This window comes from Dactylosporangium sp. CA-152071 (genome assembly GCF_050936335.1).
Lineage (GTDB): Bacteria > Actinomycetota > Actinomycetes > Mycobacteriales > Micromonosporaceae > Dactylosporangium > Dactylosporangium maewongense.
In genome coordinates this window covers 3,393,008-3,413,996 of record NZ_JBNJMZ010000001.1, presented here as the reverse complement: position 1 = coordinate 3,413,996, position 20,989 = coordinate 3,393,008, and the positions used below count along the sequence as shown (strand labels likewise).

The following is a 20,989-nucleotide window of genomic DNA, read 5'->3' as shown; positions in this document are numbered from 1 at the left end:
AGCGCGTCCCGGCGGGTGGTGCCACCCACGGAACTCACACTGCGTCATCGGCGACGCCGGCAAGTCCACAACCCGTCCCTGGGTACGCATGGCCAGAGCGTACGTCCTTCCGCCATCGAGGGCGATCCCGCTCACCTTCCGTGACGGCCAGAGTGACGCTGTGGAGGCGGGTTCCCGACGCACCGGACCGGCCGGCGGGCGGTGCGCGGCAGATACCATTGCCCGGTCCGTGGATGGCGCGGGCGCGAAAGCTAGGAGACCCCGCGTGAACGTCGAAGCGCTGCGCTTCCCCGGCCGGGAGTTCGACCCGTCGACCGGTGTCGCCCGCTTCCACTATGCGCTCGGTGACCTCGTGCTCACCGAGACCGTCGACTTCGGGCCGCCGTCGGTGCTCCACCCGGCCCTCGACCGGGTCCTGGACCTCCTCTACGTCGCGGCGTCCACGTCGTACTACAAGATCGCCGCGCCGCGGAAGGTGGAGCTCGGGTTCCCGGTCGCCGAGAAGGCCTGGGCGTGGGTGACGGCGCTGTTCCGCGAGGGTCTCGGCGAGTTCGCGTACCAGAACAAGCTCGACTACGTGCTGGACCTGGAGATCGTCCCCGGCCCGTGGGCCGAGCCGCCGGCGGAGACCCACGAGCCGTCCGGCCCGCCCCTGGCTGCGGTCGGCGGCGGCAAGGACTCGATCGTCACGATGGAGGCGCTGCAGCGGGCGGGGCTCGACCCGGTGCTGTTCGCGGTCAACCCCAACCCGATCATCCGCAGCGTCATGGCCGTGTCACCGCAGCCCGTCCGCACCGTCCGCCGCACCCTCGACCCGAGGATGCGGGAGCTGAACGCCGCCGGCGCGTACAACGGCCACATCCCGGTCACGGCCATCAACTCGCTGATCGCCGTCGCCGCCTCACTCATGCACGGGCTCGGCCCGGTCGTCATGTCCAACGAGTCCTCGGCCTCGGTGCCCAACCTCAGCTGGCTCGGCCGCGACATCAACCACCAGTGGTCCAAGGGCCTGCCGGCCGAGGCGCACCTGCGCGACGCCCTGCTCGCGCACGCCGGCCTGCAGGAGGCGTACTTCTCGCTGCTGCGCGGGCTGTCGGAGCTGCACATCGCGGCGCTCTTCGCGAAGTTCACCGCCTACGACGCGGTCGTGACCAGCTGCAACGCGGCGTTCAAGCAGCGCGACGCGACCGACCGGTGGTGCGGGCACTGCCCCAAGTGCCGGTTCGTCTTCCTCGCCATGGCCCCGTTCACCGGCCGCGAGCGCCTGCTCGGCATCTTCGGCACCGACATCTTCGCCGATCCGACGCAGCTGCCGGGGTACCGGGAGCTGATGGGCCTCACCGCGCACAAGCCGTTCGAGTGCGTGGGCGAGATCGAGGAGTCCCTCGTGGCGCTGCGCCTCCTCGCGGAGCAGGACGAGTGGAAGGACACCCTGATCGTGTCCGCGCTGACCACCGAGGTGCGGGCGGGAGCGGGGCTGCCGTCCGACGCCGAGGTCGAGGCCACGTTCCGCGGCGACGGACCCAACCTGGTCCCGCCGGTCTACCTCGCCGCCCTGGAGGGTCTCGGTGCAGCTCGCTGACCTGCGCGACCGGCGCGTCGCCGTCTGGGGCACCGGCCGCGAGGGCGTCGCCGCCGTCCGCGCCATCGCCGCCGCCGGCCCCGCGTCGCTGGTCGCCGTCGACGACCGGCAGAACTTCCTCACCAAGGACTGGTCGCCGGAGCTCGCCGCGCTCGCGCCGCTGCACGCCGGGCCCTCCGGGTTCGACGCGCTGCGCGCCGCCGACGTCGTCGTCCGCTCGCCCGGCGTCGCGCAGACCCACCCGTGGATGGTCCAGCTGCGCGCCGCCGGCACCCGGGTCACCGGCGGCACCGCCCTGTGGATGGCCGCCCACCGCGACGTGACCATCGGCGTCACCGGCAGCAAGGGCAAGAGCACCACGAGCAGTCTCGTCAGCCATCTGCTGGCCGCCGCCGGCGCGCCCAACGAGCTCGGCGGCAACATCGGCATCCCCGTGCTGGACCTGCCGCCCGCGCCCGCCTACGTGCTGGAGCTCTCGGCGTACCAGTGCGCCGACCTCGACGACTCGCCCCGCGTCGCGGCCGTCACGTCACTGTTCCCGGAGCACCTCGACTGGACCGGCGGCGAGGACGAGTACTACCGGGTCAAGCTCAACCTCGTCGCCAACGGCCCGTCCGCGGTCGTGGTGCACGCCGGCTCCACGTCCGTCCTGTCGGAGCTGGCCCGCCGCTTCACGGACCTGCCGCTGCACGTCGTCGGCGGCCCCGACTCGTTCCACCTGGCCGGTGGCGTGTTCAGGCTCGGCGGCACCCCGCTCTTCCCCCGCACCGCCCTGCGCCTGCTCGGCTCCCACAACGAGGCCAACCTGTGTGTCGCCCTCGGCGTCCTGCAGGCCTACGGCGTCGACGTGGCCGCCACGGCGCCGCTGCTGGAGGCGGCCCTCGCCGGTTTCGCCGGCCTGCCGCACCGCCTGGAGCGCATCGAGGACCCGTCGGGCCTCACGTTCGTCGACGACTCGCTGTCCACGATCCCGCAGGCCGCGATCCACGCGATCGAGGCCTTCCGCGACCGCCCGCTCACGGTCCTGCTGGGCGGCGAGGACCGCGGCGTGGACTACTCGCCGCTGCGCGAGTACTTCGCCGCGGCGACGACCCCGACCACGGTGATCGGCATGCCCGACAGCGGCGCCCGCCTCGTCGGCCTCCTCGCGGACCTGCCCCTCGTCACGACCCACGTCGCCGACAGCCTCGAGGAGGCGGTCACCCTGTCCCGCAAGGTGACCCCGGCCGGCGGGGTCGTGCTGATGTCGCCGGCGGCCCCCAGCTACGGCCGCTTCGACAACTACGCCCACCGCTCCAAGGTCTTCCGCCAGGCGATCACCGACTCCGCCCCGTAGCGCTCAGCGGAATGCGGCCATGACCTCGGCCATCGGGGCCAGGCACTCGGGGTCGGGGAGGCGGACCATCGCCTCGCGGACACCCGCGTCCGCCAGCTGACGGAAGCGGCCGACGTGGTCGGCGACGGTGCCGGCGTTGACCTCCCGGGCGTAGGCCTCTCGTGACCTGCGGCCGCGGCGGCGCTCGACGAGGTCGGCGAGGTGGCGGTCGTCGGCGGCCGCGACGAACGCCTCGGGCACCGTGCGCGCCGGCGTCTCCGATGTCGGTCGCTCCAGGTGTACGGCGTCGAACCCCTCCGACGCGAGCGCGTCCCTCGTCGAGGCCCAGGTGCGGAGCTGGGCGGTGAGGACGCCGGCCGGGATCCGTTTCGTGGCCCGGTCCCGGTTCCTGGCGCGGCACTGCGCGGCGGGCGTGTCGAACGCGACCGCCACCACCGGCAGCCCGTGCTCCCGCGCCGCGGCGATCCAGCCCGCCCGCCGCTGGGCGTCCAGGCCGAGCGTGTCGATGACGGTGGTCAGCCGTCGCCGCATCCGCTGCGCCACGACCGTGTCGAGCAGCGCGAACGCGTCGGCGCTGGCGGTGATGTCGTCCTCGCCGGCGCCGACGAGCGCGCGGAGCCGGTCGCTGCTGACGATCCGGTCGGCGGCGAAGCGCGCCTCGGCCCACGTCGACTTCCCGGCCCCGCCCGGCCCGACGAGCACGACCACGCAGGGCTCGGGCAGCGTCAGCGTCACGGCAGCCGCTTCGTGCCGAGGTTGCGGACCGAGACGCGCAGCGGGGTCTTGCTCGACACGTTGAGGAAGCAGTGGGCGGTGCGGTCGCCGAGGGCCCACTGGTTGGCGGTCAGGCCGGTCCAGAACGTGTAGATGTCGGCCCGCTGGAACAGCTGCGTCTGCGAGAGCCCGAGGAACTGGGCGATCTTCAGGTAGCAGGCGTCGCCGGCGAGTTCCTTGAGCTTCTGCTGCGACGGGTACCCGCCGGCGGGGGCCGTCCAGGCGCCGACGAACTCGGTGTCGTGCGGGGCGTCGCAGGCCACCGGCTTGACCGCGTCGACGGTGCCGTAGAAGCCCTTGGCGTCGAGGTCGCCGCCGGAGAGCTGGACGCAGGCCAGCGCGAGCGGGCCCGTGCCGCCGCTCAGGCCGCCCTTGACGCTGCCGGTCCGCTCCCGCGGCGCGAAGAGGTCGTCGGACGCCTCGGCGATCCCGCACAGGTACCGGCGGCCGCCCGCCTGCCACGTCGCCGCCGCGGGCATGCGGAAGACGGGGAACAGCCGCCCGGTGCGCCAGTCGCCGCCGAGGTAGGCGGTGGCGGCCTTGTTGCACTCGGCGTACGCGGCGCGGCTCGGGTCGCTGTCCCAGGCGGGCGGCGCGGGCGCGTCGGGGACGGTGCCGCCGCCGACGACCTCGACGGCGTGCGGCTCGGCGCAGTCGACGGCCCGCAGCGGCGACGCCGACGGCTCGAACGCGGCCACGGCCCCCTGCAGGCACGACCCCTGGGCCGGCGGGGAGTAGGAGGCGGCGGGCAGGGCCGGCCAGCCGTTGGTGAGGTCGCCGTCGGTGCCGGCGGGGGTGCCGCAGCCGGCGAGCGCGCCGGCCACGCACAGGATCGCGACCGTGACCCGCCGACCGCGCCGCACGGTCAGCCGCCGACGATCTCGGAGGTCTTGTCGCCGCCGGGCTCCTCCCGCAGGAAGAAGACGGCGCCGGCGGCGCCCGCCAGGCACAGCACCAGCAGCGTCGCGACGATGATGATCAGTGGGACGACCAGCTTGTCCCGCGCCGGCTGCGGTGGCGCCGCCCCGAACGACTGGGGTGCCCCGTACGGTTGCGGAGCGCCGAACGGTTGCGGGGCCCTGGGCGGTTGCGCCCCGAACGACTGCGGCGGCCCGAACGGCTGCGGCGCGCTCGACGGCTGTGGCGGCCCGAACGACTGCGGCGCGCTCGACGGCGGCGGGGTGCCGAACGGTGGCGGCGTGCCCGGCGGCTGGGCGGCGCCGAATGGTTGGGGTGCCCCGGACGGTGGTGCCCCGGACGGTGGTGGCGTGGACGGTGGTGGCGTGGACGGTGGTGGCGTGGACGGTGGTTGAGCGGCACCGGGCGGTGTCCCGAACGGCTGCGGCGCCCCGAATGGTTGCGGCGCCCCGAACGGCTGCGGTGCACCGAACGGCTGCGGCGTGCCGAACGCGTGGACCGCGGCCGGCAGCTGCGGCCCACCGGGCTGGGGCGCCCCGGACGGGGGAGTCGGTGGGGCGCTCGTCGGCTGGGCGTCGTGCGGTCCGGCCGGGCCGGGCGGCGACGGCTCCGGCTGGTGCGGCGGTTGCGGACCGGTCATGCCCGCGACCCTACCCGAACGTGAACGGCGCTACCGGTACCAGCTGCGCAATGCGGACAGCAGATCGCGGCCGCCCAGTGCCGGTGGCGGCGTCGGCAGCTGGCGCAGCAGCAGGTCCCGGCCCGTGACGGCGCCGGGCTCGGGCTCCGCGAGCGGCACCGGTGGATACCAGAAGCGCTCCGGCTCCACCTCCGGCTCGGCCATGTCGGCGAGGACCCTGGCCGCCCCCGTCAGCACCGGCTCCGCCGGCCCGGTGGCCGTGGCCGTCGCCGCGACCGCGGCGGTGCCCGTGCGCAGGGCGCGCAGGTTGGCCAGCAGCGTCTCCCGGCCGCGGCCGCGCCACAGCAGGATCTGGAACGGGTCGGCGTCGAAGCGCTCCGCGAGGAGGTAGAACGCGGCCGCGAGGTGCTTGCACGGCACGGCGGCGTCGGGGCAGGAGCAGCGCATCGCCAGGTCGTACACGCGGCTGGGGAAGAGCGGCGCGTCGGCATCGGCGAACACGTCCTCGACGTGCGGCGGCAGCTCGCCGGCGAGGAGCTTCGCGGCGCCGAGGGCCTCCGCGGCCAGCGCGGCCTCGACCCGGCCCCACACGTCGTCGCCGAAGACCTGCAGCGCGATGCTCACCTGGTACGGCGTGGGCCGCGACCCCTGCACGACCGCCGCGACCTCGCCGGGCTCGACGGTCAGCGACAGGACCTGCCCGGCGCGGGCGTAGTTGCGGCCGCGGGTGAGGCGGGTGCCGAGCGCGAACGACTCGAGGACGGCGAGGAAGCGCTTGCTCCACCAGCTCTCGCCGATGTCGCCGCGCGTGCTGCGGGCCCGGAGCCCGCCCTCGACCTTGACGGTCCGTGATCCCCAGTACTCCGGGGTCGTCATGCGCGCAGCGCCTCCAGGCCGGGCTTGACGGCGCGGGCGACGAACTCGACGACGTCGTAGGCGACGAGGTTCTTCTGCATGAACGGGTCGAGCGACAGCCGCGCCTCCAGCTCCGGGCGGGGGACGCCGGCGGCGAGGATGACGCCGCCCTCACGGGGGACCCGCGGCCCGGAGGCGAGGAAGATGCCGTCGTCGTACTGGGCGTCGACCCACTCGCGGTGCGCGGGCATCGCCTCGTCGATCTGCTCGACGTCGACCAGGTAGCTGAGCGTGATCACGAACACCGGTGCAGTCTACGGGCTACTCGACGACCGCCCCGGCCTCCAGGGCCAGCAGCGAGCGCAGCTCGGCGGTGGACAGCTCGGTCAGCCACTGCTCGCCGGTGCCGACGATCTTCGCGGCGAGGCCGCGCTTCTCGGTGATCATCGCGGCGATCTTCTCCTCGACGGTGCCGGCGGTGACGAACTTGCGGACCTGCACGGCGCGGCGCTGCCCGATGCGGAACGCGCGGTCGGTCGCCTGGTCCTCGACGGCGGGGTTCCACCAGCGGTCGACGTGCACGACGTGGTTGGCGGCGGTGAGGGTCAGGCCCGTCCCGCCGGCCTTCAGCGACAGCACGAAGACCGGCGGCGACGACGGCGTCGCGGCCTGGAAGCGGGCGACGAGCGCGTCCCGGGCCGGCTTGTCGAGGCCGCCGTGCAGGTACGCGACCTCGCGGCCGAGCCGGGCGGACAGGTGCGCCCGGAGCATGCCGCCGAACTCCGCGTACTGGGTGAAGACGAGGGCGCGCTCGCCGGCGGCGAGGACCTCGTCGAGGATCTCCTCCAGGCGCTGCAGCTTGCCGCTGCGCCCGGCGAGGCGGCTGCCGTCGCGCATCGCGTGCGCCGGGTGGTTGCAGATCTGCTTGAGGCGGGTCATGGTCGCCAGGACCAGGCCGCGCCGGGCGACGCCCTCACTGCGCTCGATCTTGCCGAGCATCTCGTCGACGACGGCCTGGTAGAGCGACGCCTGCTCGCGGGTGAGGTTGCACAGCACCTCCATCTCCAGCTTCTCCGGCAGGTCGGAGATGATGCTGCGGTCGGTCTTGAGCCGGCGCAGCACGAAGGGCTGGGTGATGCGGCGCAGCCGGGCGGCGGCGTCGGCGTCCCCGCGGCGCTCGACGGGCTCGGCGAAGCGTTCGCGGAACTTCGTGGCGCTGCCGAGCAGCCCCGGGTTGGCGAAGTCCATGATCGACCACAGGTCGGCGAGCCGGTTCTCCACCGGGGTGCCGGTGACCGCGATGCGGTGCCGCGCCGGCAGCCCGCGGACCGCGACGGCCTGCTTGGTGGCGGCGTTCTTCACCGCCTGCGCCTCGTCGAGCACGAGCCGGTGCCACGACAGCGACTTCAGTGCGGCCGCGTCGCGGGCGGCGATCGAGTAGGTGGTGATGACGAGGTCCGACGCGGCGACGGCGGCGCGGAAGTCGGCACCGCGGGCGCGCTCGGCGCCGTGGTGGACGTGCACCCGCAGGGCCGGCGCGAACTTCGCCGCCTCCCGCTGCCAGTTGCCGACCAGCGACATCGGGCAGATCAGCAGCGTCGGGCCGGGCGCGTCGCCGGCGAGCAGGGCGAGGAGCTGGACGGTCTTGCCCAGGCCCATGTCGTCGGCGAGGATGCCGCCGAGCCCGGCCGATTCGAGGAAGCTGAGCCAGCTGAGGCCGCGCAGCTGGTACGGGCGGAGGCTGCCCTCGAACCGTGCGGGCGGCGACGCGGCCGGGACCCGCACCTCGGTGTCGCCGGACAGCAGGTCGCCGAGCCATCCGTCGGCGGTCACCTCGACCGGCAGGCCGCCGGGGCCTTCGGCGTCGCCGCCGGCGAGGTGCAGCAGGTCCGCGACGGTCATCTCGGCGTCTTCAGCCTGCCGCCGCATGATCTCGAGGCCGGCGGCGAGGCGGCGCTGGTCGAGCTCGACCCATTCGCCGCGCAGCCGCACGAGGGGCGCCTTCGAGTCGGCGAGCCGGCGCATCTCCTCGCCGGTGAGCGGGTCGCCGCCGATGGCGAGCTCCCACCGGTAGTCGACGACGGAGCCGAGCCCGACGGCGCTCTTCGTCGCGACGGTGCCGGGCTGGGTCGTGGACGGGCTGCTGGCGGTGAGCCGGGCGCCGAGCCTGGCCTGGGGCTTGCGCCACCAGCCGGGCAGCAGCACCCCGAACCCGGCGGCCGACAGCAGCGGCGCGTGCTCGCTGAGCAGCTGATGCGCGCCGGCGGTGTCGAGGGTGAGCGCGGCTGGCCGGGCCGCGCGCAGCGAGTCCTCCAGCGCCGGGTACAGGCGGCTGGCCCGGCCGAGCTCGGTGAGCAGCGTCTCCTGCGGGGCGGGGACCTGCCACTGGGACAGCTCGATCGGGCCGGGCGACTGCCAGACGGTGGCGGCGTCGACGACGAGACTGGGCTCGTCGGCGGCCTGCAGCGCGAACTCGAGGCGCCACCGCGGCTCCTCGTCGTCGTCCAGGTCGAGGCGGGCGTACTCGATGGTGCCGGGGTCGGGGGGTGCGGCGAGCCGGAAGCAGGCCCGGACCGCGCCGCCGACCGCGTCGGCCTGCCATGCCCGCAGGTCGTCGCCCAGGGCGTCGAGCTCGGCCGGGGACCCTTCGACGGCACGGTCCGTGCCGGTGAGCGCGGTGAGCCAGGCGCCGGCGACGCCGGTGAGCCGGTGGGTGGCGGGCGGGAGCACGGCGCGGGCGGCGGCGTCGACGAGTGTGTCGAGCACCTCGGTGAGCAGCGCCGCCCGGGAGGGCGCGCCGCCGAGCACGGCCTGCGGCAGCGACAGCGCCAGGGAGCGCGTGTATGCGGCGTCCCGGCCGGTCAGCACCGGGACCCACCGGGCCTCGGCGTCGGTCAGCCCCGGCAGCATGCGGCCGCGGCGGACCAGGGAGCCGGCGAAGGTGGCCACCGTGGCCAGGGCGCGGATGGTCTCGCCGAAGACGAAGTCGTCGTCGCCGTCGTCGCCGGTGATCGCCACGAGGCTGGAGCGCAGGAGGGCGTAGGCGTCGTCCGCGTCGTACTCGATCGTGTCGACGGTCCACTCGCTGAGCCGGAGCGGGGCGTCGGCGGGCGGGAGCCGCACCGACGCGGCGGGCGACGGCTCGGGCAGGTCGCCGCGGGTGGGGAGGGCGAGCGTGCGGGTCGCCTGGAGGCCGGTGTCCTCGTCGAGGCGGAGGCCGCGGACGGCGAACGGGTGTGCGGGGATCCTCGGCCGGCGCCCCCGCCGCGGTGCGGGCGGCGTGTCGGTGTCCTCGGCCCAGAGGCAGAGGCGGCCGTCGAGCCAGGCTGCGTGCACGACGATCACCCTGCGATCACCTCAGGGAGCCTAGCCCAGCCCGGTCGACACGGACGGCTGAACCTCTGTTCAGTGATGGATGTCGTTGTTACCATCCGGTAACCCGAGTCATATTCACATTGGCTCGCGACCCCCGGAAGGGATCCGCCATGTCCCTGCCCCTGCTGAAACGCGCCGCCGCGGCACTCCTCATCACGGCCGGCGTGCTCGTCGCAACCCCCGTGCAGGCTCCCGCCGCCGTCCTCGTCCCCACGGACTACTGCCTCGACGAGTGCGACGACATCGTCCCGCCCGGCCAGAACGGCAACGCCACCCTCGCCGACATCCTGGCGCACCAGGCGCTCGGCTACCGGCCACCGCACTCCGCCGACCAGCTCGGCAGGTACGCGGACCTGGTCTCCGCGTACACCGGCCTCACGGGCGAGCAGATCGACCGCTTCTACAACAGCGCCTCCTTCGGCGTCCCCGCCGGCCAGGCCGAGCGCACCTACAGCCCGCGCGCCGACGTCACGATCGTGCGGGACAAGAGCGCCGGCGTGCCGCACGTGACCGGCACGACCCGCGCCGGCACCATGTTCGGCGCCGGTTACGCGGGCGCGGAGGACCGGCTGTTCGTCATGGACCTGCTGCGCCGGGTCGGCCGCGGGCAGCTGACCCCGTTCGCGGGCGGCTCCCCCGGCAACCGCGAGCTGGAGCAGAGCATCTGGCGCAACGCCCCCTACACCGAGGCCGACCTGCAGGCCCAGGTCGAGCAGCTGCGGACCAAGGGCCCGCGCGGCGCGCAGCTCTACACCGACGTGCAGGACTACGTCGCCGGCGTCAACGCCTACATCGCCGCCTGCATGTCCGGCCGCAACTGCCCCGGCGAGTACGTGCTGACCGGGCACCTCGACGCGGTCACCAACGCGGGCGGGCCGGAGCAGTTCAAGATGACCGACCTGATCGCGATCGCCGGCGTCGTCGGCGGCCTCTTCGGCGGCGGTGGCGGCGGCGAGGTGGAGTCGGCCCTGGTACGGGTGACCGCCCGCGCCCGCTACGGACCCGTCGAGGGCGACCGTCTCTGGGCGGCGTTCCGCGGCCAGAACGACCCCGAGGCGGTCCTCACCCTCCACAACGGACAGTCGTTCCCCTACGGCGCCGCCGACCCGGACGCGCCCGGCGTCGCGCTGCCGGACGCGGGCACCGTCACCGCGCAGCCGGTCGTCTTCGACCCCACCGGCTCCGGGACCGCGGCCGCCACCGGCTCGTTCTCGGCCCAGCACAAGGGCATGTCCAACGCGGTCGTCGTCGACGCCGCACACTCCGCGACCGGCCATCCGATCGCGGTGTTCGGCCCGCAGACCGGCTACTTCTCGCCGCAGCTGCTGATGCTGCAGGAGCTGCAGGGCCCCGGGATCAGCGCGCACGGCGTCGCGTTCGCCGGCCTCAACCTGTACGTGCTGCTCGGCCGCGGCCAGGACTACGCCTGGAGCGCCACCTCCGCCGAGCAGGACATCACCGACACCTACTCGGTGCCGCTGTGCAGCACCGACGGCTCCGCGCCGACCGTCCAGTCCTCCGGCTACCTGTTCCACGGCACGTGCACGCCGATGGAGGCGCTGACCCGCACCAACGCGTGGACGCCGACGCTCGCCGACCCGACGCCGGCGGGCTCCTACCGGCTGACCACGTTCCGCACGAAGTACGGGCTCGTCGCCTGGCGCGGCAAGGTCGGCGGCGTGCCGGTCGCCTTCACCCGGCTGCGCTCCACCTACCGGCACGAGGCGGACTCCGCGATCGGGTTCCAGGCGTTCAACGACCCGGCCGCGATGGGCTCGCCGGCGGCGTTCATCGCCTCCGCCGCGGACGTCGGCTACGCGTTCAACTGGTTCTACATCAACGCGACCGACACCGCGTACTTCAACTCCGGCGTCAACCCGGTCCGAAAGGCGGGCGCGAACCCGAACCTGCCGACCCGCGCCGAGGCCGCCTACGAGTGGCAGAACTGGAACCCCGACACCAACACCGCCGACTACGCGACCGTCGCGCAGCACCCCCAGTCGGCGGGCCAGGACTACTTCGTCAGCTGGAACAACAAGCAGGCGGCCGGCTACAGCGCCGCTGACGGCAACTTCAGCTTCGGCGCCGTGCACCGCGCCGACCTGCTCGACCGCCGGGTCAAGGCCGCCCTCGCCGGCGGCGGCAAGGTCGACCGGGCGGCGGTGGTGCGCCTCGTCGAGGACGCCGCCGTCACCGACCTGCGGGCCGAGGCGCTGCTGCCGGAGCTGCTGCGCATCCTCGGCCCCGGAGCGCCGTCCTACGCCGCGCTGGCCGCGTGGCAGGCGGCCGGCGCGAAGCGGCTCGAGACGGCGCCGGGGTCCCACGTGTACCAGCACGCCGACGCCATCCGCCTCTTCGACGCCTGGTGGCCGAAGCTGATCGCCGGCGTCTTCAAGCCCGGCCTGGGCGACGACGTGTACACGGCCCTCACCGGCACCCTGCAGATCGACGAGTCGCCGTCCGGCTTCACCGGATCGACCGGCGCCACGTCGCTGAACCAGTCGCAGAGCCACAAGGGCTCGTCGTTCCAGAACGGCTGGTGGGGGTACCTCGACAAGGACCTCCGCACGGTCCTCGGCGACCCTGTCCGGGGCGGTCTCGGCCGCACCTACTGCGGCACGCCGGCCGCCTGCCGCGCCACGCTGTCCTCGACCCTCGCGGCCGCGGCGGCCGAGCCGGCCACCACCACCTACCCCGGCGACGCCTCCTGCGGCGCCGGCGACCAGTGGTGCGCCGACAGCATCGTCCAGTCCCCGCTCGGCGGCATCACCCACGACAAGATCTCCTGGCAGAACCGCCCCACCTACCAGCAGGTCGTGTCGTTCCCGGCGAAACGCGGCGACGACATCACCAACCTCGCCCTCGGCCGCAAGGCGACCGGCAACGGCACGTTCATCGGCTACAGCGCCGGCGCCGCCGTCGACGGCGACCCGACCACCCGCTGGGCGAGCTGGTGGAGCGACGACCAGTCCCTGACCGTCGACCTCGGCTCGGCCCGCACCCTGCGGCGGGTGATCCTGCGGTGGGAGGCCGCGTACGGCACCCGCTACCGCATCGAGGTGTCCGCCAACGGCACCGCGTGGACCACCGCGGCCACGATCGACGCGGGCAACGGCGGCACCGACAGCGTGACCTTCGCCCCGGTCAGCGCCCGCTACGTCCGCATGGCCGGCGTCGCCCGCGCCACCGGCTACGGCTACTCGCTGTGGGAGCTGGAGGCGTACTCGCGGTAGCGCCGTTGGTCTCAGCGCGGTGCGCGGTGGCCTCCGGGCTCAGCGCATCGCGCGGTGGCGGCCGACCTCGTGCCGGTAGGGGCCGGCCGCCGCCCAGGTGATCTGTTCGCCCGCCCGGCTCAGCACGCATGTCTCCACGACCAGCTCGACCAGCACGTTCTGCCCGAAGCCGGGCGGCGGCCCCGACATGGCCCGCTCGGCGAGGAACGCCGCCGCGACGCTGCGCCGCAGCGCCTCCTCGCGCGGGAACCGGGCCCGCCCGGTCAGGTAGAACGCGTCCTCGGTGTCCCCGAGCGGAAACGTGTGCAGCGCGAACCGGTCGTCCCGGAGCAGGTCCTCCAGCTTCGGCGAGACCATGAGCAGCGCGTAGAGCCCGTCCTCGACCAGCAGCGGGCTGACCGGGTGCACCCGCGGCCCGCCGTCGATCCGCACCGTCCCGAGGTAGGCCAGCCCGACCCCGCTGCGGTACAGCAGCGCCCGCCCTGCCGCGGCAAGGTCGGGCGCGGACCGCCGGAAGCGCCCCCACGACAGCATGGCAGCCAGATTGGCGTACCGCCGCCGCCAGGGTCAACTACCGAACGTGTCATTCGGGGTCGCACGATCAGCGCGGCGGGCCTTGTCCGGCGCGGTTCAGCGCAGGAGGCGGCGGGCGGCCTGGGCGATCAGGGGGACGGCGCGGGCCTCCAGCTCGGCGCCGCCGTCGCGGACCAGGGTGGCGCCGAGCTCGGTGACGCGGCAGCGGGCGACCGCCTGGCGGAACGCGGCGACCGGGTAGCCGCCGCGGGGCTCGGCGAGCAGGCCGGTGGTGCGCTCCCGGGTCTCGGCGACGCCGTCGACCGGCTGCGTCCACTCGAACCTGCCGAGGACCCACAGCGTGCCGACCTCGATCTCGTCGATCTCGACGCGCCCGCCGCCGAAGCGGAGCTTCACGGCGCGGCGGCGCTGCTCGATCACCGGCAGCGCCGGCACACCCTTCGCGGCCAGGTCGCGGACGGCCTGCCCCGACATGACCCAGCGCTGCTCGTCGCCGAGGCGCTGCACGGGGGCGACGTCACGGTTCGAGGCGGTGGCGGCGTGGCGGCGGGCGGCGCACGGCTCGCACAGCGCGGCGTAGCCGTCGCCGGAGGCCGGGTTGCGCCCCTGGTGCGACATGCAGAACGCGTTGCCGCAGTCCCGGCACCTCCCGATCGCCAGCACGCCACAGTCGTCGATCCCGCACACGGCAGCCATCCGAGCGACGATACCCGCAGCCGTCGATGCGTGCCGGCGTCAGCCGTGAGGGGGCGCTGCGGCAGCGCGGTCGCGTCCCACCCCGTCCCGGCGGCGCCGGCCGGGTTGCGGGGACCCCGCCCGGGCTCGGACGGGGTCCTTGTGGGTGCCGTCTCCGGGCCCGGATCAGACGGGCAGGAGGGAGCGGTCGGACTCGGTGAGCGCGAGGATGTCGCTGGTCAGCGGGGAGTACACGCGGCGCAGCAGGGCCGGGTCGCCGGCGCTTGCGATGACGGCGAAGACCGCGCGGGCCAGGGGCTCGGCGAGGGCCGGTGGCACGGCCGCACGGGCGGCGACGTCAGCGAGGAAGTCCACGTGGACCTCCTGGTCGTACAGGTGCTGATAGGACCACAGGGGTTCCGCGAGCGTCGGTGGCAGCTCCGCCGCGAGGTGGTGCACCCAGCCGTCGGGCAGGCGCGTGGCGAGGGCGTGCAGTACACCCCGGACCGCGCGCCGGGTCTCCTCGGCGGTGGCAAGGCCGGTCTTCTCGCGGACCTCCGTGATGAACACGTCTTCATACATGCGAGGAACGCTCCCCAGCCCGCAGGTGAAGCACCATCACCAGCAGGGAGCGAACGGGCCTAACACGTCCGCTCATCCGCCGGAGGTGGGACGGGGTCACCCGGCGCGCGCCCAGCATGGCCGCGTACATCCCCTCACCGTTGGGAGACCTACTGATGGCATTCCTGGTGACCCGACCCGGCCGGGCGTTCCCCTTCCCGGCGGCGGCGATGCCGCGCATCGGTGGCGTGCCGGTCGACATCGAGGAGACCACCGACACCTACCGGGTCGACCTGGACCTGCCCGACGTCGACGCCGCCGACGTGCGGATCGACCTGCGGGACAACGAGATCCGGGTGGCCGGCAGCTACCGTGCCCGGACCCGCACCGGCACGATGCACCATCACGCGCGGCAGGAGGGCGAGTTCGAGTTCCTCGTCGCGCTGCCGGGCGACATCGACGGCGACCGGGTCGAGGCGAACCTCGACAGCGGCGTGCTCACGATCGTGGCGCCCAAGGCGCGCGGCGAGCAGCCCCGCCGCATCACCGTCCAGTCGTCGGCGGCCCGGCCCGGCCTGGAGCAGCGGGCCACCGGCACCGGCCCGCAGGACACGGGCGCCGGGCAGCAGCAGGCGCGGGCCGGGCGGCCGCCGCAGACCGACCCCGCCGACACGCCCGCGGCGCAGGCGAAGCAGATGCGTGAGGGCCAGTCCCGTCCACGGCCGGCGAGCCAGCAGGCCGGAAGCACCGGCACCGGCAGCACGGGCCAGGTCGGTCGCAGCGGCATGACCTGAGCGGCCGGGTCCAGGCGCGCGACACGGCGATGCCGCCCCTCGCGGGGCCGCTCGCCGGTCGACGCGGTCGGCGCACGAGTTGGGGGTACCGATGACGACGGTTGACACCCGCGACTACTACGCAGACCTCGGCGTGCCGAGGAACGCCCGCCGGGAGGAGGTCCGGCGCGCGTACCGGACCCTCGCCCGCCTGCACCACCCTGACGTGAGCCGCGAACCCGGCGCGGAGGAGCGCTTCAAGAGGATCGCCGAGGCGTACCGGGTGCTGTCCGACCCGCGCCGCCGCCGCGACTACGACGCGACCCAGGCGGCCGCCGACGACTGGCTCGGCAGCCTGTTCCAGCGGGGCGGTCCCGGCCCGGCGGCCGCCCCCGGACGGCAGGCCCCCGGGCCGCAGCGCCGTCAGCCCCCGTACAACCAGCCGGGCCCCCGGGACCAGGCGGCTCCCGGCGACCCCACCGGCCCCGCGAACCAGGCCGGCGCACGGGACCGGTCCGGCTCCCAGGACGGGAACGGTTCCCGGGACGGGAAGGGTTCCCAGGGGCGGGCCGGCGCGGACAACCAGGCCGAGCTCGCCGTCTCCGTCGAGGACGCGTACCACGGCGGCCGGCGCACGATCACGCTGCCCGGACCGACGGGCCGGCCCCGGCAGTACACAGTGGACATCCCGGCGGGCGTCGCCGACCGGCAGCGCGTCCGGCTCGCCGGTCAGGGCTGGCCGGGCACCGGCGGCGCGCCGGACGGGGACCTCTACCTCGTCGTCCGTCTGTCGCCGCATCCCCGGTACCGGGTCCGTGGCCGCGACATCCTGGTCGAGCTGCCGGTGGCGCCGTGGGAGGCGGCGCTCGGCGCACCCGTGCGGGTGCAGACCCCGGCCGGTCCGGTGCGCCTGGACGTGCCGCCCGGCTCGTCGTCGGGCCGGCGGCTGCGCCTGCCCGAGCTCGGCCTGCCCAACCCGCGCGGCGCCGCCGGCGACCTGTACGCCAAGGTCCGCATCGTCGTCCCGCCGGACCTGTCCGAGCGCGAGCGGCGCCTGTACGCGGAGCTCGCCGCGGCGTCCACGACCGACCCCCGGAGCCCGGCATGACGTTTCCACTGGTGCGGGCGGCGCGGCTTCCCGACGAACTGACCCTGCCCGACTTCGCCGCGGCGGCCGGGCTGCACCCCGAGCTCGTGGCGCGGCTGGTCACGCTCGGGCTGGTGGAGGTCACCACGTTCCCGGACGGCGCACCCGGCTTCGCCGTCCGGGAGCTGGCCACCGTCGCCCGCATCCGCCGGCTGCACGACGACCTGACGCTCAACTACGCCGCCGTCGGCGTGGTGCTGGACCTGCTCGACCGGATCGACGAACTCGAAGACCGACTCGCAAGGAGGGCATGATGCTCAGAAGAGAAGCGTGGCTGCTCGGTGTGCGAGGCGTCCTCGCCGTCGTGTTCGGCATCGTCGCGATCATCTGGCCCGGGGTGACGGTGATCGCGCTCGCGGTGCTGTTCGGCATCTTCACGATCGCGACCGGCATCGAGCAGCTCGTCCACGCCATGCGCCCCTCCGCGGGCGCGACGAACCCGGTCACCGGCTTCGCCGACGGCAACGGGCCGCGGCTGGCGCGGGCGGTCGCCGGGCTGTTCGGGCTCGTCGTCGGGGTCCTCGCCATCGTGTGGCCGGGCATCACCGGGGTGGTGCTGGCCGTCATCGTCGGCGCCTGGGCGATCGTGACCGGCGTCGCCGACCTGTGGCTCGCCGCCCGCCAGCACGGCGGCTGGACCCTGGCGCTGGTGGGCGCGATCTCGGTGGTGGCCGGGCTGTTCGTGGTGGTGCGGCCCGAGGCGGGCGCAGTCGCGATCGCGTGGGCGATCGGGGTGTACGCGATCGCCAGCGGCGTGCTGCTCCTCGTCGCCGCGTACCAGCTGACGCATCAGGGGCGGGGACGGCTGTCGGCTGCCTGAGAAAAGCCGTCCAGTCGCCGCTCAGTCGCCGCGGGGATGCGAGACGTGGGCGTGGACGATGCGCCAGCCCTCCGGGAGGCGGACCCAGGTCTGGGACTGCCGTCCGGGACGGTCGTCGGTGCCGGGGTAGTCGAACATCGTGGTGACGGTGGCCAGGTCGGCGCCGAACGTGGTGATCCTGGTGCCGAACAGCCGGCGGCCCGGCGGGAGCGGCCGCTGCGCGGACCGCCAGTCGCGGAGCTCGCGGGCGCCGGTCTGGTGGTCCGCGACGCCGAAGCGGACCACGGCCGGGGAGTCCCAGAACGCCTCGGCGAGGGCGGTGGCGTCGTTGGCGACGAGCGCCTTCTCGTACGCCACGAACGCCGCCTCCACCTCGGCGACGATGTCGTCCCTGTTGATCCGCACGGGTGTCCCTTCTGACGCGACTGGCTTGCACGGTGCTGGTCGCGCGGTGGTCCCCAGGGAGGACGGGGGACCACCGCGCAGTCGGGGAGGGCTACGCCGCCGGAGCGGCGGCGGGGGCGGAGGCCGGTGGTGCGGCGGCGGGGGCAGAGGCCGCCGGAGCGGGAGCCGGTGGGGCTTCGCCGTGCAGGCGGTCCAGCTCGAGCTCGTCGGCGTCCTTCGGCCGGGGTTCGGGGCGGCTCAGGGCGAACAGGCCGCACACCACCGCGATGAAGAGGTAGCCGAGCGCGACCTGCCCGTTGGCGTTCCAGGCGACCTTCTCGCCGTGGATCAGGCCGACGAAGGCCAGCGCCGCGCCCGAGAGGGCGAAGATTCCCGCGTGGATGAAGCGTTTGTCGATGATGAACGCGACGATCGAGCCGAACACGAGGCCGGCGAGGATCGCGCCCTGGCCGAGGGTGAGCAGGCCGCTGTAGACGACGCCGTTGCCGGCGAGCGCGGCGTCGCCGACCTTGGCGGCGGTGGTGCCCGCGGCCGCCAGGGAGTTGTCGATCTGGCTGGTGGCCCACTGGGCGATGTTGGGGATCAGCGCCGCGATGACCGCCGCGGCGTGCGCCTTGGGGGAGAACTGGAAGGCCTGCGCGCCGATCAGCAGTCCGATGTAGAGCAGGATCGGCACGATCGCCGGCAGCGGGAAGATGGCGCCGAGGAAGCCGAACAGGCCCAGGAAGCACAGGATCGCGATGACGACGCCGGTCGCCATCGAGTAGCCGCTGCCGCCGCCGGCCTTCTTCCAGCCGGGGTGCCCGACGTACACGGCCGGGGGGAACGGTGAGCCGAGCGCCGCGCCGATCAGCGCCCCGGCACCGTCGGCGAGCAGGACGCTGCGCAGGTTGTAGTTGTCGCCGGCGGCCGCGGCGCTCTCCACGTTGGACATTCCCTCGGTGAAGTTGTAGACGCCGAGGGGGATCGCGGTCGCGAGCAGCGGCGCCACGTCGGACAGGCCGGAGGTGAGCAGGTCCAGGTGCAGGCCGGGCAGGGCGAAGCCGATGTCGTCGACGGCGGCGCTGACCGCGTTGCCGTCCATCGCGCCGCCGGCCCAGCCGATCGCGGTGCCCACAAGCAGCGCGGCGAGCCCGATCGGGAAGTTGCCCGGCAGCCTCGTGTCGGTGAGCAGGCCGATGAGCAGCAGCGCGAACACCGGCAGCGCCACCCACGCGAGGTCCCACATCCGGGCGGCGGGCAGCATCGAGATGAACGTGATGGAGATGCCGGCGAGGGTGCCCAGCAGCGCCGCCCGCGGCGCGTACCTGCGGATGTACGGCCCGACGAACGCGCCGATGATGACGATGACCCCGATGATGAAGGCCCAGGCCAGACCGGCCTTCCAGGCCAGCGTCGGGTTGTCGGTCTTCAGGTAGACCGGCAGCATGATGACGAAGATGACGATGAACATGTGCGGCACGCTCGGCCCGTAGGGCAGGGCGGTGACGTCGGTGCGGTTCTCCTTGCGGGCCAGGCGCCGCGCCAGGAACGTGTAGTAGACGTTGCCGGCGACGAGCGCGATGCCGAGCGCCGGCAGGATCGCGTGGAAGACGTCGCGCTCGCTGAGCTTCACCACGAACAGGCACAGTGATGTCAGGGTCAGCACGTTCACGAGCACGTTGACGCCGAAGCCGAAGAACGCGTTGGTGTCACCGCGGACCCACCACGGGACCTTGAGCGAAGCGGGAGTGGTCATGTCTCACGTCCTCTGCGGAGAGGGTTGCAGTGCGGCGATGAACGAGGATGAGGGCGCGACCCAGCCGAAGATGCCGCCCTGCGCGGCGATCATCCGCAGGCCCGCCTCCTGGAACTCCGGGAAGTAGGAGCCGACGCAGTCCGACAGCACGAGGCACTCGTAGCCGCGGTCGTTGGCCTCCCGGACGGTGGTGTGCACGCAGACCTCGGTGGTCACGCCGGTGACGACCAGGCTGCGGATCCCGCGCGCGGCGAGGACGTCGCCGAGGGACGTGTTGTAGAAGGCGCCCTTGCCGGGCTTGTCGATGACCAGCTCGTCGGCGGCCGGGGCCAGCTCGTCGATGATGTCGTGGCCGTGCTCGCCGCGGATCAGGATGCGGCCCATCGGCCCGGGCGCGCCGATGCGCATGCTGGGCTCGCCCCGGTTGAGCTTCGCCGGCGGGCAGTCCGACAGGTCCGGCAGGTGCCCCTCGCGGGTGTGGATGACCGTGAGGCCCAGCGCCCGGCAGGCCGCGAGCAGCGCCGCCGTCGGCTCGATGACGCGGCGCAGCTGGGCGACGTCGTTGCCGAGGGTCTCGCCGAAGCCGCCGGGCTCCATGAAGTCGCGCTGCATGTCGATGACGAGGAGCGCGGTGCTCGCCGGGTCGAAGGTGAAGGGCCCGGGCGAGGCGTCCACCGTGGCCATTCAGACCACCGTGCCGGACACGGTCGCCGCGATGACGTCGGTGGAGGTGGCGACGCAGCCGAAGACGCCGCCCTGCATGGTGACCATGTGCAGCGCCGCGGCGTGGTTGGCCGGGTCGGTCGCGCCGGTGCAGTCCGACAGGATGAGGCACTCGTAGCCGCGGTCGTTCGCCTCGCGCATCGTGGTGTGCACGCACACGTCGGTCGTGATGCCCGTGAGGATGAGGTGGGTGATGCCGTGCGTGCGCAGCACCAGGTCCAGGTTGGTGGCGTAGAACGCGCCCTTGCCGGGCTTGTCGACGACGACCTCGCCGGGCGCCGGCGCCACCTCCGGCACGATCTGCCAGCCCGGCTCGCCCTTGACGAGGATCCGCCCGCACGGGCCGGCGGCGCCGATCTCCGCGCCGATCCGCGCGGACCGCCAGCGCTTGTTGGGCGGCAGGTCCGACAGGTCCGGGTCGTGGCCCTCCCGGGTGTGCACGACCAGCATGCCGAGCCCGCGCACGTGGTCGAGCAGCTTCGCGGTCGCCGGCAGGCCCGCCCGGGTCAGGCCGATGTCGTAGCCCATGCTGTCGACGTAGCCGCCCGGTCCGCAGAAGTCCGTCTGCCAGTCGATGCACAGCAGCGCCGTGCGTTCGACCGGGACCGAGCCGTCGTACGGCCAGGCGTAGGGCCGGGCCTCGACGACCGGGCCGATGCTTGCAGTCATTGCCCCTCCAAGTGACGGTGTGCCCGAAAGGCCCCCGCTGGCGGTGATGTCCCGCGCGGTGCCGGCCGCGGAGGCCTCGCACAGGAACCCGTGCGCCGCGGTCGGCTCCTCGGCGGTCCCGTCGAGTGCGGGCATGCTGTCGATTGTCGACAGTTCTGTTACGCCGAACCGCGGCCCGTGTAACGCGTCGATGTCCGGAGGCCGGTACCCGACAGTTGGTCGTATGTGATC

At 74.1% G+C, this 20,989-nt stretch carries 20 protein-coding genes; 7 read left to right on the top strand and 13 right to left on the bottom strand.

Annotated elements, in window-relative coordinates; translation table 11 throughout:
* Positions 1–265 precede the first annotated feature (265 nt).
* Both ACQEVZ_RS15230 and murD read left to right on the top strand, forming a co-directional pair.
* Positions 266–1,582, top strand: coding sequence for a hypothetical protein (locus tag ACQEVZ_RS15230; RefSeq protein ID WP_360569405.1), 1,317 nt, complete (start codon positions 266–268; stop codon positions 1,580–1,582).
* On the top strand, positions 1,569–2,918 hold the full coding sequence (gene murD, locus ACQEVZ_RS15225) for a UDP-N-acetylmuramoyl-L-alanine--D-glutamate ligase (RefSeq protein ID WP_433366749.1): 1,350 nt from the start codon (positions 1,569–1,571) through the stop codon (positions 2,916–2,918). Before ACQEVZ_RS15230 ends, murD begins: the two co-directional genes overlap by 14 nt.
* A 3-nt stretch (positions 2,919–2,921) precedes the next feature.
* Here the strand turns inward: murD and ACQEVZ_RS15220 are convergent, their stop codons facing one another.
* From ACQEVZ_RS15220 to ACQEVZ_RS15195, 6 genes are read right to left on the bottom strand one after another with little or no spacing between them, the layout of a single operon-like run.
* Positions 2,922–3,653, bottom strand: coding sequence for an AAA family ATPase (locus ACQEVZ_RS15220; RefSeq protein ID WP_433366746.1), 732 nt, complete (start codon positions 3,651–3,653; stop codon positions 2,922–2,924).
* The gene (locus ACQEVZ_RS15215) at positions 3,650–4,555 is read right to left on the bottom strand and encodes a septum formation family protein (protein WP_433366743.1); all 906 of its coding nucleotides are present in this window, start codon (positions 4,553–4,555) and stop codon (positions 3,650–3,652) included. The genes ACQEVZ_RS15220 and ACQEVZ_RS15215 overlap by 4 nt, the downstream gene beginning before the upstream one ends.
* A gap of 2 nt (positions 4,556–4,557) precedes the next feature.
* Positions 4,558–5,250, bottom strand: coding sequence for a hypothetical protein (locus ACQEVZ_RS15210; protein WP_433366740.1), 693 nt, complete (start codon positions 5,248–5,250; stop codon positions 4,558–4,560).
* A gap of 30 nt (positions 5,251–5,280) precedes the next feature.
* Entirely contained in the window at positions 5,281–6,126 is an 846-nt protein-coding gene (locus ACQEVZ_RS15205; RefSeq protein ID WP_433366737.1) for an SWIM zinc finger family protein, read from the bottom strand.
* Positions 6,123–6,410 carry a YciI family protein gene (locus tag ACQEVZ_RS15200; protein WP_344502766.1) on the bottom strand — a complete coding sequence of 96 codons (288 nt, stop codon included), beginning with the start codon at positions 6,408–6,410 and terminating at the stop codon, positions 6,123–6,125. The genes ACQEVZ_RS15205 and ACQEVZ_RS15200 overlap by 4 nt, the downstream gene beginning before the upstream one ends.
* 16 nt (positions 6,411–6,426) lie before the next feature.
* Entirely contained in the window at positions 6,427–9,450 is a 3,024-nt protein-coding gene (locus ACQEVZ_RS15195) for an SNF2-related protein (RefSeq protein WP_433366733.1), read from the bottom strand.
* Positions 9,451–9,590: 140 nt separating this feature from the next.
* Here ACQEVZ_RS15195 and ACQEVZ_RS15190 point away from each other — a divergent pair, with 140 nt between their 5' ends.
* Positions 9,591–12,713, top strand: coding sequence for a penicillin acylase family protein (locus ACQEVZ_RS15190; protein WP_433366730.1), 3,123 nt, complete (start codon positions 9,591–9,593; stop codon positions 12,711–12,713).
* 39 nt (positions 12,714–12,752) lie between these two features.
* On the opposite strand, the gene ACQEVZ_RS15185 is transcribed toward ACQEVZ_RS15190, so the two are convergent.
* The 3 genes from ACQEVZ_RS15185 to ACQEVZ_RS15175 form a co-directional block, all read right to left on the bottom strand.
* Positions 12,753–13,247 carry a pyridoxamine 5'-phosphate oxidase family protein gene (locus ACQEVZ_RS15185; RefSeq protein WP_433366727.1) on the bottom strand — a complete coding sequence of 165 codons (495 nt, stop codon included), beginning with the start codon at positions 13,245–13,247 and terminating at the stop codon, positions 12,753–12,755.
* A 96-nt stretch (positions 13,248–13,343) separates the two neighbouring features.
* On the bottom strand, positions 13,344–13,943 hold the full coding sequence (locus tag ACQEVZ_RS15180; RefSeq protein ID WP_433366724.1) for a hypothetical protein: 600 nt from the start codon (positions 13,941–13,943) through the stop codon (positions 13,344–13,346).
* A 165-nt stretch (positions 13,944–14,108) separates the two neighbouring features.
* A complete protein-coding gene (locus ACQEVZ_RS15175) occupies positions 14,109–14,504 on the bottom strand; it encodes a DUF2267 domain-containing protein (protein ID WP_433366721.1) in 396 nt (131 codons plus the stop codon).
* Between the two features lie 155 nt (positions 14,505–14,659).
* Here ACQEVZ_RS15175 and ACQEVZ_RS15170 point away from each other — a divergent pair, with 155 nt between their 5' ends.
* From ACQEVZ_RS15170 to ACQEVZ_RS15155, 4 genes are all read left to right on the top strand, one after another.
* Entirely contained in the window at positions 14,660–15,277 is a 618-nt protein-coding gene (locus ACQEVZ_RS15170; RefSeq protein WP_433366718.1) for an Hsp20/alpha crystallin family protein, read from the top strand.
* A 91-nt stretch (positions 15,278–15,368) separates the two neighbouring features.
* Complete coding sequence (locus tag ACQEVZ_RS15165) at positions 15,369–16,364, top strand: DnaJ C-terminal domain-containing protein (RefSeq protein ID WP_433366715.1); 996 nt, start codon at positions 15,369–15,371, stop codon at positions 16,362–16,364.
* A complete protein-coding gene (locus tag ACQEVZ_RS15160) occupies positions 16,361–16,657 on the top strand; it encodes a chaperone modulator CbpM (protein WP_344502758.1) in 297 nt (98 codons plus the stop codon). Before ACQEVZ_RS15165 ends, ACQEVZ_RS15160 begins: the two co-directional genes overlap by 4 nt.
* Positions 16,657–17,223, top strand: a complete 567-nt coding sequence (locus ACQEVZ_RS15155) for an HdeD family acid-resistance protein (RefSeq protein WP_433366711.1) — start codon at positions 16,657–16,659, stop codon at positions 17,221–17,223. The genes ACQEVZ_RS15160 and ACQEVZ_RS15155 overlap by 1 nt, the downstream gene beginning before the upstream one ends.
* A 21-nt stretch (positions 17,224–17,244) precedes the next feature.
* Here ACQEVZ_RS15155 and hpxZ read toward each other — a convergent pair whose 3' ends face one another.
* From hpxZ to biuH, 4 genes are all read right to left on the bottom strand, one after another.
* Entirely contained in the window at positions 17,245–17,628 is a 384-nt protein-coding gene (hpxZ, locus tag ACQEVZ_RS15150; protein WP_433366708.1) for an oxalurate catabolism protein HpxZ, read from the bottom strand.
* A gap of 91 nt (positions 17,629–17,719) precedes the next feature.
* Positions 17,720–19,366 (bottom strand): regulator, encoded by a 1,647-nt coding sequence (locus tag ACQEVZ_RS15145; protein WP_354892922.1) that lies wholly within the window; start codon positions 19,364–19,366, stop codon positions 17,720–17,722.
* Positions 19,367–19,369: 3 nt separating this feature from the next.
* Entirely contained in the window at positions 19,370–20,050 is a 681-nt protein-coding gene (locus ACQEVZ_RS15140) for a cysteine hydrolase family protein (RefSeq protein WP_354892925.1), read from the bottom strand.
* On the bottom strand, positions 20,051–20,893 hold the full coding sequence (gene biuH, locus ACQEVZ_RS15135) for a biuret amidohydrolase (RefSeq protein ID WP_360569381.1): 843 nt from the start codon (positions 20,891–20,893) through the stop codon (positions 20,051–20,053).
* Positions 20,894–20,989: the final 96 nt, after the last annotated feature.